Source organism: Xanthomonas sp. NCPPB 3005 (assembly GCF_041228095.2).
In the GTDB taxonomy this organism is placed as follows: Bacteria; Pseudomonadota; Gammaproteobacteria; order Xanthomonadales; family Xanthomonadaceae; genus Xanthomonas_A; species Xanthomonas_A bonasiae.
Genome location: NZ_CP166096.2, coordinates 3,104,412 through 3,116,944 on the forward strand (window position 1 = coordinate 3,104,412; position 12,533 = coordinate 3,116,944).

General features: G+C 68.3%; 11 protein-coding genes. 6 read left to right on the top strand and 5 right to left on the bottom strand.

The features are described from left to right. Positions 1-18: 18 nt before the first annotated feature. The 3 genes from AB8810_RS13635 (at position 19) to AB8810_RS13645 (ending at position 2,891) form a co-directional block, all read left to right on the top strand. Positions 19-888, top strand: a complete 870-nt coding sequence (locus AB8810_RS13635) for a DMT family transporter (RefSeq protein ID WP_179565571.1) — start codon at positions 19-21, stop codon at positions 886-888. Positions 889-1,000: 112 nt separating this feature from the next. Further along, positions 1,001-1,690 carry an aspartate/glutamate racemase family protein gene (locus AB8810_RS13640; RefSeq protein WP_369913952.1) on the top strand — a complete coding sequence of 230 codons (690 nt, stop codon included), beginning with the start codon at positions 1,001-1,003 and terminating at the stop codon, positions 1,688-1,690. Positions 1,691-1,799: 109 nt separating this feature from the next. Next, positions 1,800-2,891: a YgcG family protein gene (locus AB8810_RS13645; RefSeq protein WP_369913953.1), complete on the top strand. Its 1,092-nt coding sequence runs from the start codon at positions 1,800-1,802 to the stop codon at positions 2,889-2,891. 159 nt (positions 2,892-3,050) lie between these two features. On the opposite strand, the gene AB8810_RS13650 is transcribed toward AB8810_RS13645, so the two are convergent. From AB8810_RS13650 to ispG, 4 genes are all read right to left on the bottom strand, one after another. Then, the gene (locus AB8810_RS13650) at positions 3,051-3,971 is read right to left on the bottom strand and encodes a hypothetical protein (protein WP_369913954.1); all 921 of its coding nucleotides are present in this window, start codon (positions 3,969-3,971) and stop codon (positions 3,051-3,053) included. Beyond that, positions 3,953-4,513, bottom strand: coding sequence for a hypothetical protein (locus AB8810_RS13655; RefSeq protein WP_369913955.1), 561 nt, complete (start codon positions 4,511-4,513; stop codon positions 3,953-3,955). The genes AB8810_RS13650 and AB8810_RS13655 overlap by 19 nt, the downstream gene beginning before the upstream one ends. A 309-nt stretch (positions 4,514-4,822) precedes the next feature. Beyond that, positions 4,823-5,545, bottom strand: a complete 723-nt coding sequence (locus AB8810_RS13660) for a phosphatase PAP2 family protein (RefSeq protein ID WP_369913956.1) — start codon at positions 5,543-5,545, stop codon at positions 4,823-4,825. Further along, positions 5,526-6,791 carry a flavodoxin-dependent (E)-4-hydroxy-3-methylbut-2-enyl-diphosphate synthase gene (gene ispG / locus AB8810_RS13665; RefSeq protein ID WP_179564272.1) on the bottom strand — a complete coding sequence of 422 codons (1,266 nt, stop codon included), beginning with the start codon at positions 6,789-6,791 and terminating at the stop codon, positions 5,526-5,528. The genes AB8810_RS13660 and ispG overlap by 20 nt, the downstream gene beginning before the upstream one ends. A gap of 104 nt (positions 6,792-6,895) precedes the next feature. Here ispG and AB8810_RS13670 point away from each other — a divergent pair, with 104 nt between their 5' ends. The 3 genes from AB8810_RS13670 (at position 6,896) to AB8810_RS13680 (ending at position 10,606) form a co-directional block, all read left to right on the top strand. Next, positions 6,896-8,119: an ATP-binding protein gene (locus AB8810_RS13670; protein WP_179564270.1), complete on the top strand. Its 1,224-nt coding sequence runs from the start codon at positions 6,896-6,898 to the stop codon at positions 8,117-8,119. After that, positions 8,116-8,682: a response regulator transcription factor gene (locus tag AB8810_RS13675; protein WP_179564268.1), complete on the top strand. Its 567-nt coding sequence runs from the start codon at positions 8,116-8,118 to the stop codon at positions 8,680-8,682. The genes AB8810_RS13670 and AB8810_RS13675 overlap by 4 nt, the downstream gene beginning before the upstream one ends. Positions 8,683-8,809: 127 nt before the next feature. Further along, a complete protein-coding gene (locus AB8810_RS13680) occupies positions 8,810-10,606 on the top strand; it encodes a putative bifunctional diguanylate cyclase/phosphodiesterase (RefSeq protein WP_369913957.1) in 1,797 nt (598 codons plus the stop codon). Between the two features lie 51 nt (positions 10,607-10,657). Here the strand turns inward: AB8810_RS13680 and AB8810_RS13685 are convergent, their stop codons facing one another. Beyond that, positions 10,658-12,220, bottom strand: coding sequence for a sodium/sugar symporter (locus AB8810_RS13685; protein WP_179564264.1), 1,563 nt, complete (start codon positions 12,218-12,220; stop codon positions 10,658-10,660). Between the last annotated feature and the right edge of the window lie 313 nt (positions 12,221-12,533).

The following is a 12,533-nucleotide window of genomic DNA, read 5'->3' on the forward strand; positions in this document are numbered from 1 at the left end:
CTGCGCGCGGCCGCGCTGATGCTGGCCAGCACGCTGTCGTTCGGACTGATGGTGATCGCGATCCGGCTGGCCTCCGCGCACCTGTCCACGGTGGAGATCGCGTTCTTCCGCAACCTGTTCGGCTTGCTGTTCCTGCTGCCGATGCTGCTGCGGCCGGGGCAGTCGCTGCCGCGCACCGCGCAGTTGCCGCGCTACCTGCTGCGCACCGCGATCGGCCTGGTGTCGATGCTGGCCGGCTTCTGGGCGATCGGCCACCTGCCGCTGTCGCAGGCGATCGCGCTGTCCTACTCCACGCCGCTGTTCGTGACCCTGGCCGCGGCGTTCTGGCTCGGCGAGAACGTGCGCCTGCGGCGCTGGATGGCGGTGCTGTGCGGCTTCGCCGGCGTGCTGATCATCCTGCGCCCGGGCGCGGCCACGTTCAGCGCCGGCACCCTGATCGCGCTGCTGGCGGCGGTGATGGGCGCACTGGTGGCGATCCAGATCAAGCAGCTGGCACGGGTCGATTCGGCCAACACCGTGGTGTTCTACACCTATGCGTTCTGGGTGCCGATGTCGCTGCTGCCCGCCCTGTTCGCCTGGACCTGGCCGCAGGGCATCGACTGGCTGTGGCTGCTCGCCACCGGCCTGTTCGGCACGCTCGGGCAACTGCTGTGGACGCGCGCGCTGCGCATCGGCGAAGTCTCGGCGCTGACCCCGATCAGCTTCGTGCAGCTGCCGTTCGTGGCCGTGCTCGGCTGGTGGCTGTTCGGCGAAGCGCCGGATCGCTGGACCGTGCTCGGCGCGCTGATCATCCTCGGCGCCAATGCCTACATCGCTCACCGCGAGGCGTTGCTGGCGCGGCGCGCCGCCAGCGCCGCGGCCACCGCGGCGGCCAAGCCTGGCGAATGAGCGCGCCTGTCCGGCCGTGCCGGCGCCAGGCGCGCGGGCCGCGCACGAACCGGCGACAGTGCGCGATCATCGCTGTCCGCACCCGGCGAACGGGCGACACGTGGAGAACGGCATGAAGACCATCGGCCTGATCGGCGGCATGAGCTGGGAATCCACCGTGCCCTACTACCGGCACATCAACGAAACGATCCGCGCGCAGCTGGGCAGGCTGCATTCGGCCAGGCTGCTGCTGTACAGCGTGGACTTCCACGAGATCGAGCAACTGCAGCAGGCCGGCGACTGGGACGCGGCCGGCGAAGCGATGGCCGTGGCCGCGCGCGCGTTGCAGGCCGGCGGCGCCGATTTCCTGGTGCTGTGCACGAACACCATGCACCGCGTCGCCGACGCGATCGCCGCGGCGGTGCCGCTGCCCCTGCTGCATATCGCCGATGCCACCGCCGACGCGGTGCAGGCCGCCGGCATCACCCGGATCGGGCTGCTCGGCACCCGCTTCACCATGGAGCAGGACTTCTACCGTGCTCGGCTGCAGCGGCGCGGCTTGCAGGTGCTGGTACCGGACCTGCCAGGGCGCGAGGACGTCCACCGCATCATCTACGACGAACTGTGCCAGGGCGTGATCCGCGACGCCTCGCGGCGGCGCTACCGCCAGGTCATCGCGGCGCTGCAGGCGCAGGGCGCCGAGGCGGTGATCCTGGGCTGCACCGAGATCTCGCTGCTGATCGGCGCCGGCGACGCCATGCTGCCACTGTTCGACACCACCGCACTGCATGCGCACGCGGCGGCACTGCACAGCCTGGCCTAGCGGCGACGCGGACGCGCTGCCCAGTATGGAATGGCAAGCGTCCGCCTGCATGCGGCGATGCGCTCCGGCAGACTCCATAATGGCTGCACGCTCGATTGCAAAGACCACCATGCGCATCCTTCGCCTGTTCGCCATCGCCGCGCTCGCCCTGCTGCTGTGCCCGGCAATGCCGGCCTTGGCAAGCGCGATTCCCGAGTACACGCCGAACGTGGTCGATCCGGCCGGGGTGCTGAGTGACGCGCAGCAGCAGCGTGTCAATGCAGCACTGCAGCGGATCCGCGACGAGCAGCACATCTGGGGCGCGGTGTATCTGGTCCCCTCGCTCGAAGGCGAGGACATCGAGCGCGTGGCCGACGATGCGTTCCGGACCTGGCAACTGGGGGACAAGGACGCCAACAATGGCCTGCTGCTGGTGCTGTCCATGCAGGACCGGCGCTCGCGCTTCGAAGTCGGCTACGGGCTGGAGGGCGTGCTGCCCGATGTGGTCGCCAGGCGTGCGCTGGACGATCATCTGGCGCCGAAGATGCGCGAGGGCGACACCGCCGGCGCCATCGTCGATGCGTTCGGCTTCATGGCGCGCGTGGCGGCCAAGGACCCGGACAGCCTCGCGGAACTGGCGCGGCCGCCGTCCGCTTCCGAACGAGGCGACCAGAGCGACTGGAAACGCGGCGTCGCCGCCTGGGCAGGCCTGCTTGCGCTGATCTGGCTGCTGCCGCCGCTGCTGGAGCGCCGGCAGCGACGGCTGCGCACGCGCCTGCTGCAGCGTCACCCGGAGCTGGCCGACGCGCCCGAGGAGATCGCCGCCTCCAGCAAGCGCGCGTCCTCGGGACTGTTCATCAAGCTGTTCCTGACCGTCAATCCGGGCGTGTTCGTGCTGATCCTGTCGGCGCTGTTCCCGCTGGCGTTCTGGCTGTGGATCGCCGCCGAGCTGCTGGCGTTGGGGCTGGCGCTCGCGCTGTCGGGTCGCCGCTACCGCTCGCCGCAGCGCTACCGACGCTTCCTGAAGCAGCAGGAGCGCACGCGCAACGCGCTGATCCGCAAGGGCCATGTGGTCGAGACCGGGACCGGCGCGTTCGCCTATACCGCGGCCTACTACGCCAGCGAGGCGGCGTCCTCCGGATCGTCCTCGTCCACGTCCAGCAGTTCGTCCTCCTCCGGCGGCGGCAGCTCCGGTGGCGGCGGCGCGAGTTCGAGTTGGTAGCCGCTACGCGCGGCAAGCGCCAGCGCGTGTCGCAAGCTGGCGCTTGCTGCGCTCGACGGCCTCGATCACGGCGATGATCGCGCGAGAGTCCACGGTCGCAGCACGTCTTTTCGGCATGACCGGCAGCGGCTGCGGATGCAGGGCGCCGTCCTGTAGCTGTCAGCGCAACAGGCCTGCCCGCAACGCAGCCACGCCTTGCGGATTCGGCCATCCCTCGAAGGAAGCGACTACCTGTCCGTCGCGGACCAGGTAGAACGTTGGCGTATCCAGACTGGTCAACGCCTTCCAGTCGGCGCGTAGGTACATCGGGTGCATTGGCAGGCCCGGATGCGCCGTGTTCCATGCGAGCAGGCCGTCGAGCGGAAGCGATGCGTCCGGCGGTACGACCAGCAGCAGGTTGTCGCGTAGCCATTGCAGCTCCGGTCGCCGGTCAATCTCGGACAAGGCGCGAACCGAGAAGGCGCAAGCTGGATGGACGACGGCAACGACATGGGAATGATGGGCGCGCGGATTCCAGGCCTGCACCTGTGCCTGCATGCGATCTTGAATCGAAAGCATTCGCCAGCCCTGGGCTGCACTCCCGGGAAGAACCTGCAACACAGGCAATACGGGCAACCCTGGCGCCTGCGTGCGCGCACGCAGTTCGTTGGCCTCGGAGTAACGCGAAACGCTCACCAGCGCGCCGGCATAGGTTTGCGTGTGCCATCCCGTCAAAGCGCCGGCAGCGGCCAACTTGCGATACAGGCAACCCAGCGCGTCAACGTCGGCAGTCTCCAGGGAATAGAGTTCAGCGAATGCCGTCGCTCTAAAGAGGTCATCGTCATTGAAGTCGCCAGCGTCGCCCTCCAAGCACGGATGAACATCTGCAGTCAGCTGGCGATACAGGCGCACGACTGCATCGCTTCGCGACTGCCCGCTCCCGCTACGCAACTGTGCGTTCAAGTCCGCCAACTGCTCATAGAGCGTCGCGACCGCCGCTTTTCCAGGCGCCGCCGATGCCGGGGGCGCAAGAAGTGCCACCACCCAGAGGATGGCGGCACCGACGCATGCGACACAGCGCATCAGCAGTTGCCCGTGCAAATTGAACCAACGTTACGCGAGCATGTGGCACGACCACTGCACCAGTAGTCATTATGGTCTTCAGGCAGCGGAATTCCTGGAGTGCCACTACCGAAGGCACGCATGATTTCCCGGTCGCTATCGTTGTCGACCCGGAGTTTCGGCATAAACCGCAACGTGCTCTGCAAGCCAAACAGCGAAAGCAACGCATAGGCCTGACTGCTGTTCAACTCCGCCTCGATATCGGCGTAATAGAAGGAGGTGACGCCGCCCTCATTGAGCTTGAGCGATTCGATGAAACGTGCGCGCGCCGAAGGAGAAAGCGAATCGAGCGGAGAATCACCACCCTTCGACTTTTTCAAGTATTCGAAAAGCCCTACCTGCGAGTGCACGAGAGCATTTTTCCGAATGATCTTTTGTTGCTCCGCATAGTGGCTGCCGAGTTGCGCAGCCACATCCTCCGCGGCGGCATCGCCGACCTGCGCTGCTTGCACCGACGTCGAATCGCCCAACAGAATCCCCAGGCCCACCACTGTGCAAGCGACACTCAATTGCCACTTCATAAAACATCCCTATTCCATGAATTAGTGAAATCAAGCAATCAACCGCGCAACTGCCGACCAGTCAACCCGGCAAAAAATACGTTAATAGCGAACGCATCGGAAGACAATCAGCGCCAGCTGGCGGCTTCTAATTTTGTCTACAAGCGTGGGAGGCTACTTGGTTGATTCGGATAGCGCTTGATGCTTAGAAGGCGCGGTTGCGTGACCGCAAGGACCTGACAAGCAAGTGCATCCTGGGCTTTGGGGATTTGATTGATGTACCCACAGCATTGCTGTTCCCCAGAATGAAAAACGACTGAAGGATTGCAACTAACCGCGAGCGGGCGACACCGCGCGGCGGCGGCACCAGCGAGGACGCCGTTCGCCGCGGAACATCAGCAGGTACAGACCCACCACCCACACCAGCGCCGCGCACCAGCCGCCGAGGATGTCGGAGGGGTAATGCACGCCCAGGTAGATCCGCGACACGCCGACCAGCAGCGCGAACGAACCCGCCAGCAGCAGCACCGGCCAGCGCCAGCGGGTGCGCCAGGCCAGGGCGATCAGCACCGCGGCCAGGGTCATCGACCCCATCGCATGGCCGCTGGGGAAGCTGAAGGTGTGTTCCGGCGCGATCGATTCCCACAGGCTGGGACGGTCGCGCTGGAAGAACTGCTTGGCGCTCATGTTCAACAGCGCCGAGCCGACGAACGAGAACCCGGCGAACATGGCCTCGCGCCAGCGCCGCAGGCCCAGCAACAGCAGCACGATCAGCGTGTCCAGCGGGATCACCCCGTACTGGTAGCCGGCCTCGGTGATGACGGTGAAGAACCGGTCCCAGCCCGGCGAGGCCAACGCGCGCATGCTCCACAGCAGCGGCTCGTCGAAATAGAAATTCTCCAGTTCGTGGACCTCGTCGGCCAGCGCCACGAACACGCCCATCGGCAGCAGCACGCCGGCGAACAGCAGGCCGATGCGCCAGGCGTTGCGGCGCAACCAGTGGCGCACGCCGGCGGCGCGCTCGGCCGGGCTCTCACCCGGCGCGGCGGACATACTTGGTTTCGACGTAGTCGTCGATCAGCGCGACGAACTCGTGGGCGATGTTCTCGCCGCGCAGGGTGACCGTCTTTTCGCCGTCGACGAACACCGGCGCCGACGGCGCCTCGCCGGTCCCCGGCAGCGAGATGCCGATGTTGGCGTGGCGCGATTCGCCCGGTCCGTTGACCACGCAGCCCATCACCGCCAGGGTCATGTTCTCGGCGCCGGGATGGCTCACCTTCCACTCCGGCATCTTCGCGCGGACGTGGTTCTGCACCACCTTGGCCAGTTCCTGGAAGAACTCGGAGGTGGTGCGGCCGCAGCCCGGGCAGGCGGTGACCAGCGGGGTGAAGGCGCGCTGGCCGGTGGTCTGCAGCAGTTCCTGGGCGACGATCACCTCCTGCGTGCGCGACTGCCCCGGCTCGGGGGTCAGCGAGATGCGGATGGTGTCGCCGATGCCTTCCTGCATCAGCACCGCCAGCGCCGCGCTGGAGGCGACGATGCCCTTGCTGCCGATGCCGGCCTCGGTCAGGCCCAGGTGCAGCGCGAAATCCGAGCGCTGCGCCAGGTCGCGATAGACCGCGATCAGTTCCTGCACGCCGCTGACCTTGCAGCTGAGCACGATGCGGTCGCGGCCCAGGCCCAGTTCCACCGCGCGTTCGGCCGAATCCAGCGCCGAGCGGATCAGCGCCTCGCGCAGCACGCGACCGGCGTCCCACGGCGTCTCGCGGCGCGAATTCTCGTCCATCAGCTGCGCCGCCAGGGCCTGGTCCAGCGAGCCCCAGTTGGCGCCGATGCGCACCGGCTTGTCGTACTTCAGCGCGAACTCGATCAGCTGCGCGAACTGGGTGTCCTTCTTCTTGCCGAAACCGACGTTGCCGGGGTTGATCCGGTACTTGGCCAGCATCTCGGCGCACGCCGGTTCGGCGGCCAGCAGCTGGTGCCCGTTGTAGTGGAAGTCGCCGATCAGCGGCACCTCGATGCCCATCATCCGCAGCTTGTCGACGATGCGCGGGATCGCCGCGGCCGATTCGGCGTTGTTGACGGTCAGCCGCACCAGTTCCGAGCCGGCGCGCCACAACTCGGCCACCTGCTTGACCGAGGAGGCCACGTCGGCGGTGTCGGTGTTGGTCATCGACTGCACCACGATCGGCTTGCCGCCGCCCACGACGACGCCTCCGACGCGGACCGGCTGGGTGGAACGGCGCGCCCAGGGCGCGGCGTCGCTGGGGGGGGTGGGTCGGCTGACGGCGTCGTACATGCGCGCATTTTAGCGTGAGCGGGCGGCCGTGCCCCACCCCGGCGCCGGGGACTGCGACGGTTTGTCGCAGACAGCCGTGCGCGCCAGCGCATACGATGCGCGCCATGACCTCCACCGATGCCTCGTTCCTGCGCACCCTGTGCAGCCTGCGCTGGCTGGCCACCGCCGGGCAGGCGGCGACGATCCTGGTCGCGACCTGGGCGATGCGGCTGCCGCTGCCGCAGCTGCCGCTGTGGTCCGGCGTGGCCGCGCTGACCCTGTTCAACCTGTATGCGCAGCTGCGCCTGCGCCATGCCGACACCGCCGCGCCGGCCACCGCGTTCGGCCACATCCTGGTCGATGTGACCGTACTGACCTGGATGGTCGGCTGGAGCGGCGGCATCGGCAACGCCTTCGGCTCGCTGTTCCTGGTGCTGATCGCGTTGGCCGCGCTCGCCCTGCCGCTGCGCTGGGCGCTGGCGGTGGCGGCGGCCTGCGTGGCCGGCTACGCGGTCAGCGCGCTGTTCGGCCTGCCGCTGCCGCGCGGCCCGCACCAGGCCTTGGACCTGCAGCGCTGGGGCATGGCCGCCAACTTCCTGCTGTCCACCATCGTGGTGCTGGTGTTCTCCACCCGCCTGGCGCTGTCGCTGCGCGAACGCGAGCGCGAGCTGGCGCTGCTGCGCGAGCGCTTCACCCGCAACGAAGGCATCGTCGCCCTGGCCACCCACGCCGCCTCGGTCGCGCATGAGCTGAATACGCCGCTGGCGACGATGACCCTGCTCACCGACGACATCGTCGAGCAGATCGAGCAGCCGGAACTGCGCGAGGACCTGGAAACCCTGCGCGAACTGCTGGTGCAGTGCCGCGAACGGGTGCTGGCGCTGGCCGCACCGGCGCAGCGCGCCGGCGGCGGCACGGTGTCGCTGGCGCACGTGCTGCACCAGTGGCAACTGGTGCGCCCGACCGTGCAACTGCGGCGCAACGACGACGCGCCGCTGCAGCTGCGCCTGGAGAGCGCGATCGGCCACCTGCTGCAGGTGCTGCTGAACAACGCCGCCGACGCCGGCGAACGCGCCGGCCATCCGCAGGTGGACCTGAGCGTGCGGGTCACCGGCAGCGAACTGGTCGGCGAGGTCCGCGACTACGGCGGCGGCTTCGACGCCAACCAGGTCGCGCTGCCGGCCACCCTGTTCCGCAGCGGCAAGCCCGACAGCATGGGCGTAGGCCTGGCACTGTCGCATGCCACCATCGAACGCCTGGGCGGCGAACTGTGGACCCAGCCGGCGCCGGACCACGGCGCACGGGTCGGTTTCCGCCTGCCGCTGCTCGCCCTGGAGACGCCCGCATGAGCAACGACGCCCCGCTGGGCCTGCTGGTCGACGACGACCCGCTGTACCTGCGCACCCTGCAACGCACCCTCGCCCGCCGCGGGCTGGAGACGCTGACCGCCGACAGCGGTGCCGCGGCGCTGGCGCTGGCCACGGCGACGCCGCCGGACTACGCGCTGATCGACCTCAAGCTGGGCGACGAATCCGGCCTGGCGCTGATCCAGCCGCTGCGCGCGATCCGCGCCGACATGCGCATCCTGCTGGTCACCGGCTACGCCAGCATCGCCACCGCGGTGGAGGCGATCAAGCTCGGCGCAGACGACTACCTGCCCAAGCCGGCCACCGTGCAGATGATCCTGCGCGCGTTGAGCCTGGAGGCGGACAGCGCCGAGGACGACGACGCACTCGAACTGCCGGACGCGATGACCCCGCTGAGCCGGCTGCAGTGGGAGCACATCCAGCAGGCCATGCACGAGACCGGCGGCAACGTTTCGGCGGCCGCGCGCCTGCTCGGCATGCACCGCCGCTCGCTGCAGCGCAAACTGGCCAAGCGCCCCAGCCCACAACGCGAGCCGCCGCGCTGAGTGTGGTGCGGTTGCGCATGGCGTCGCCGTCTACCGTCGTACACACCGGCTTCACTTTCCCGACCCGCGGCTGTTCGCCGTCCGCGCGCCGACTCAAGTCGCCCACGCAGGCGCCGTTAAATCCTGCATGCGCCCTTCTTCTCATCCGCTGCCGCCCGACGAATCGACGAGGCTGGCGACCCTGCGCCAGCTGTGCCTGCTCGATACCCCGGCCGACCGCGTCTTCGACCTGATCACCCAGCTGGCCTCGCGCACCCTGCGCACCCCGATCGCGCTGGTCTCGCTGATCGACGAGCAGCGCCAGTGGTTCAAGTCCCGGGTCGGCCTGGACGCGCCGCAGACGCCGCGCAGCCAGGCCTTCTGCGCGCATGCGATCCACAGCCCCGAGCTGCTGGTGGTGGCCGACGCGCGGCAGGATCCGCGCTTCCGCGACAACCCGCTGGTCACCGGGCCGCCGTTCATCCGCTTCTACGCCGGCGCGCCGCTGATGCTGGCCGACGGCACCGGCCTGGGCACGCTGTGCGTGATCGACAGCGAACCGCGCAGCGAATTCGACGCCGACGCGCGGCGTACCCTGCAGGAGCTGCGCGACCTGCTGCTGCTGCGGATCGAGACCCTGCGCAACACCGGCTACGTCGATGCGCTGACCGGCCTGCCCAACCGCAGCCGCTTCAACGAAGACCTGACCATGTGGCTGTCGCTGCAGAGCGCGGACCAGCACGACACCGGCGTGGCGATCGACGTCTGCGGCACCGAGTACTTCCGCGACATGGTCAAGGCCCTGGGCTGGGAATACGCCGAGGGCTACCTGCTGGCCGCGCGCGACCGTCTGCTGCAAGCCCTGGACGGGTTGCCGGCCTACCGCATCGACACCACCAGCTTCGCCTTCGTGGTGAAGGGCAACGACCCGGCACAGCTGGCGCAACGCTGCGAACGCGTGTGCGGCGCCTTCGCCGAGGCGATCGAGCACCAGGGCATTCCGCATGCCGCGACCCCGTCGCTCGGCGCGGTGAGCCTGGACGGCGTGCTGAGCGCCAACCACACGCTGCGCTCGCTGACCACCGCGGTGGACATGGCACGCCAGCGCGGCCTGCCGTGGAGCCTGTACGAGCGCAGCCACGACGCCAGCCAGCGCAATGCGTTCCGGATCCTGGCCGCGCTGCCGGAAGCGCTGAGCGCGCGCGAGCAACTGAGCCTGCACTACCAGCCGCGGGTCAGCCTGCGCAGCGGCGACTGCGTCGGCGTGGAAGCGCTGCTGCGCTGGGAGCATCCGCTGCTCGGCACGGTCGCGCCCAACGACTTCATCCCGCTGGCGGAGAAGACCGCGCTGATGAGCCGGGTCACCGCCTGGGTGCTGCGGGCCGGCATCGCGCAGGCCGCGCTGTGGCAGCAGCAGGGCCATCGCTTCAGCGTCTCGCTGAACGTGTCGGCGGTGGACCTGGAACAGGCCGACTTCATCGCCACGCTGCGCGAGCTGCTGACGCGGCACGCGCTGGAACCGGGCCGCATCGAGATCGAGTTCACCGAAAGCGCGATGATCCGGCATCCTGAGCGCGTGGCCGAACAACTGCAGGAGATCAGCGCGCTGGGGGTGAGGATCGCCATCGACGACTTCGGCAGCGGCTACAGCAACCTCAGCTACCTCAAGCGCATCCCCGCCAACGCGCTGAAGATCGACCAGTCGTTCATCCGCTCGCTGCCGGGCAGCCGCAAGGACTGCATGATCGTGCCGTCGATGATCCGGCTCGGCCACGATTTCGGCCAGCAGGTGGTGGCCGAAGGCATCGAGACCGAGCAGATTTACGACATGCTGCGCGACTGGGGCTGCGACGAGGGCCAGGGCTACTGGATCGCGCGGCCGATGCCGGCGGCGGCGCTGGAGGCCTGGCTGGCCACGCCATGGCGCGACCAGGCGCACGGTTGAACGCGCCGCCTGCGCACCCCTGGGGTCACGGCGGCGGCGCTCAGGCGTCGCTCACCAGAACACCGTGTACAGCGCGATCAGGATCGCGACCACGCCCACCGCCCCGATCTTGAAGCCGAGCGTGGTGGCATAGCCGACGTCGTCGGTGCGGATCAGGTCGCGCGCCTGCGTGGCCGCGGTCGCCAGCGACACCACCACCGCCAGCACCAGCGCCGCCACGAACACCACGCCGATGCGGTCCATGAACGGCAGTTCCGGCCAGGCGAACTTGAGCGCGAACGACAGCACCACCGAGCCGATCGCCGCGGTCAGCGCGCCGGCTTCGTTGGCGCGCTTCCAGAACAGGCCGAGCATGAAGATCACCACCACGCCCGGGGTGAAGAAGCCGGTGAATTCCTGGATGAACTGGAAGCCCTGGTCGAAGTTGCCGAGCAACGGCCGCGCGGTGAGGATGCCGACCAGTACCGACGTCACCGCCGCGATGCGGCCGACCCGCACCAGTTGCTTCTGTTCGGTGCGCGGGCGGAACTTGGCGTAGAAGTCCAGGGTGAAGATCGTCGCCACCGAATTGATCTTCGACGCCAGCGAGGCCACGATCGCCGCCACCAGCGCGGCGAACACCAGGCCCAGGATGCCGCTGGGCAGCAGTTGCATCATGGTCGGATAGGCCTGGTCGGGCTTGGCCAGGTCCGGCGCCAGCACCACCGCGGCGATGCCCGGCACCACGATCACCAACGGCATCAGCAGCTTCAGGAACGCGGCGAACACGATGCCCTTCTGCGCCTCGCCAATGTCCTTGGCGGCCAGCGCGCGCTGGATGATGTACTGGTTGAAGCCCCAGTAGCTGATGTTCATCACCCACAGCCCGCCCAGCAGCACGCTCAGGCCCGGCAGGTCCTTGTAGAACGGGTTGTCCTTGCTCAGGATCATGTGGAAGTGCTCGGGGTGCGCGTTCCACAGATGCTTGAACCCGGCCAGCACGCCGGCACCGTCGCCGATGCGCGACAGGGTCAGCCCGGCCACCAGCAATCCGCCCAGCACCAGCAGGGTGACCTGCACGATATCGGTCAGCGCCACCGCCTTGAGCCCGCCGTACAGCTGGTAGACCAGCGCGAACACGCCGATCAGGGCCAGCGCCAGGGTCTGGTCCATGCCGGTGACCTGGCTCACCGCGATCGAACCCAGCCACAGGATCGAGGTCAGGTTGACGAACACGTACAGCAGCAGCCAGAACACGGCCATCAACGTGCGGATCCACTTGCCGTAGCGCTGCTCCAGGAACTGCGGCATGGTGTAGATGCCGTTGCGCAGGAAGATCGGCAGGAAGAACTTGCCGACGATCAGCAGGGTCAGCGCCGCCATCCATTCGTAGGATGCGATCGCCAGGCCGATCGCATAGCCGGAACCGGCCATGCCGATGATCTGCTCGGCGGAGATGTTGGCCGCGATCAGCGACGCGCCGATCGCCCACCACGGCAGGGTCTTGCCGGCCAGGAAGTAGTCCTCGGCGCTCTTGCTGTGCCCGGCCTTTTCCCGCGACACCCACTGCGCGAGCACGAAGATGCCGGTCAGGTAGACCAATACGATCGCAATATCCAACGTCGCCAGACCCACTGCACTTCTCCCACGGGCCGCGGCCCTTTCGCCTGTGTATCGATGCACCCATCCGCACAGGACGGGCGTTGTCTTTGAATGGCCTAGCGCGACCGCGAGCGGCCGCCGCCGCCGTGCCGTCGCGCATCGGCCGTCGCGCGGATCGTTTGTCGCAGCGCGTCCTGTCGCCCGATGCCGCTGCTGCGACCGCTGCCGCAGCGACCACGCAGCAGGCGGTTCGGCCAGCGGCTGGCGCTATCCGCCTTCGCCGCAGCCCTGGCATTGCGCGCTGCGCCGCTTGCGTCCGTATCGGTCGCAGGCGACGCCATCCGGC

Excerpts from the sequence above, each read along its gene's own strand:
- AB8810_RS13635 (WP_179565571.1), top strand. The coding sequence starts at position 19 with ATGCTGGCCAGCACGCTGTCGTTCGGACTGATGGTGATCGCGATCCGG.
- AB8810_RS13640 (WP_369913952.1), top strand. The coding sequence starts at position 1,001 with ATGAAGACCATCGGCCTGATCGGCGGCATGAGCTGGGAATCCACCGTG.
- AB8810_RS13645 (WP_369913953.1), top strand. The coding sequence starts at position 1,800 with ATGCGCATCCTTCGCCTGTTCGCCATCGCCGCGCTCGCCCTGCTGCTG.
- AB8810_RS13655 (WP_369913955.1), bottom strand. The coding sequence starts at position 4,513 with ATGAAGTGGCAATTGAGTGTCGCTTGCACAGTGGTGGGCCTGGGGATT.
- AB8810_RS13660 (WP_369913956.1), bottom strand. The coding sequence starts at position 5,545 with ATGTCCGCCGCGCCGGGTGAGAGCCCGGCCGAGCGCGCCGCCGGCGTG.
- ispG (WP_179564272.1), bottom strand. The coding sequence starts at position 6,791 with ATGTACGACGCCGTCAGCCGACCCACCCCCCCCAGCGACGCCGCGCCC.
- AB8810_RS13670 (WP_179564270.1), top strand. The coding sequence starts at position 6,896 with ATGACCTCCACCGATGCCTCGTTCCTGCGCACCCTGTGCAGCCTGCGC.
- AB8810_RS13675 (WP_179564268.1), top strand. The coding sequence starts at position 8,116 with ATGAGCAACGACGCCCCGCTGGGCCTGCTGGTCGACGACGACCCGCTG.
- AB8810_RS13680 (WP_369913957.1), top strand. The coding sequence starts at position 8,810 with ATGCGCCCTTCTTCTCATCCGCTGCCGCCCGACGAATCGACGAGGCTG.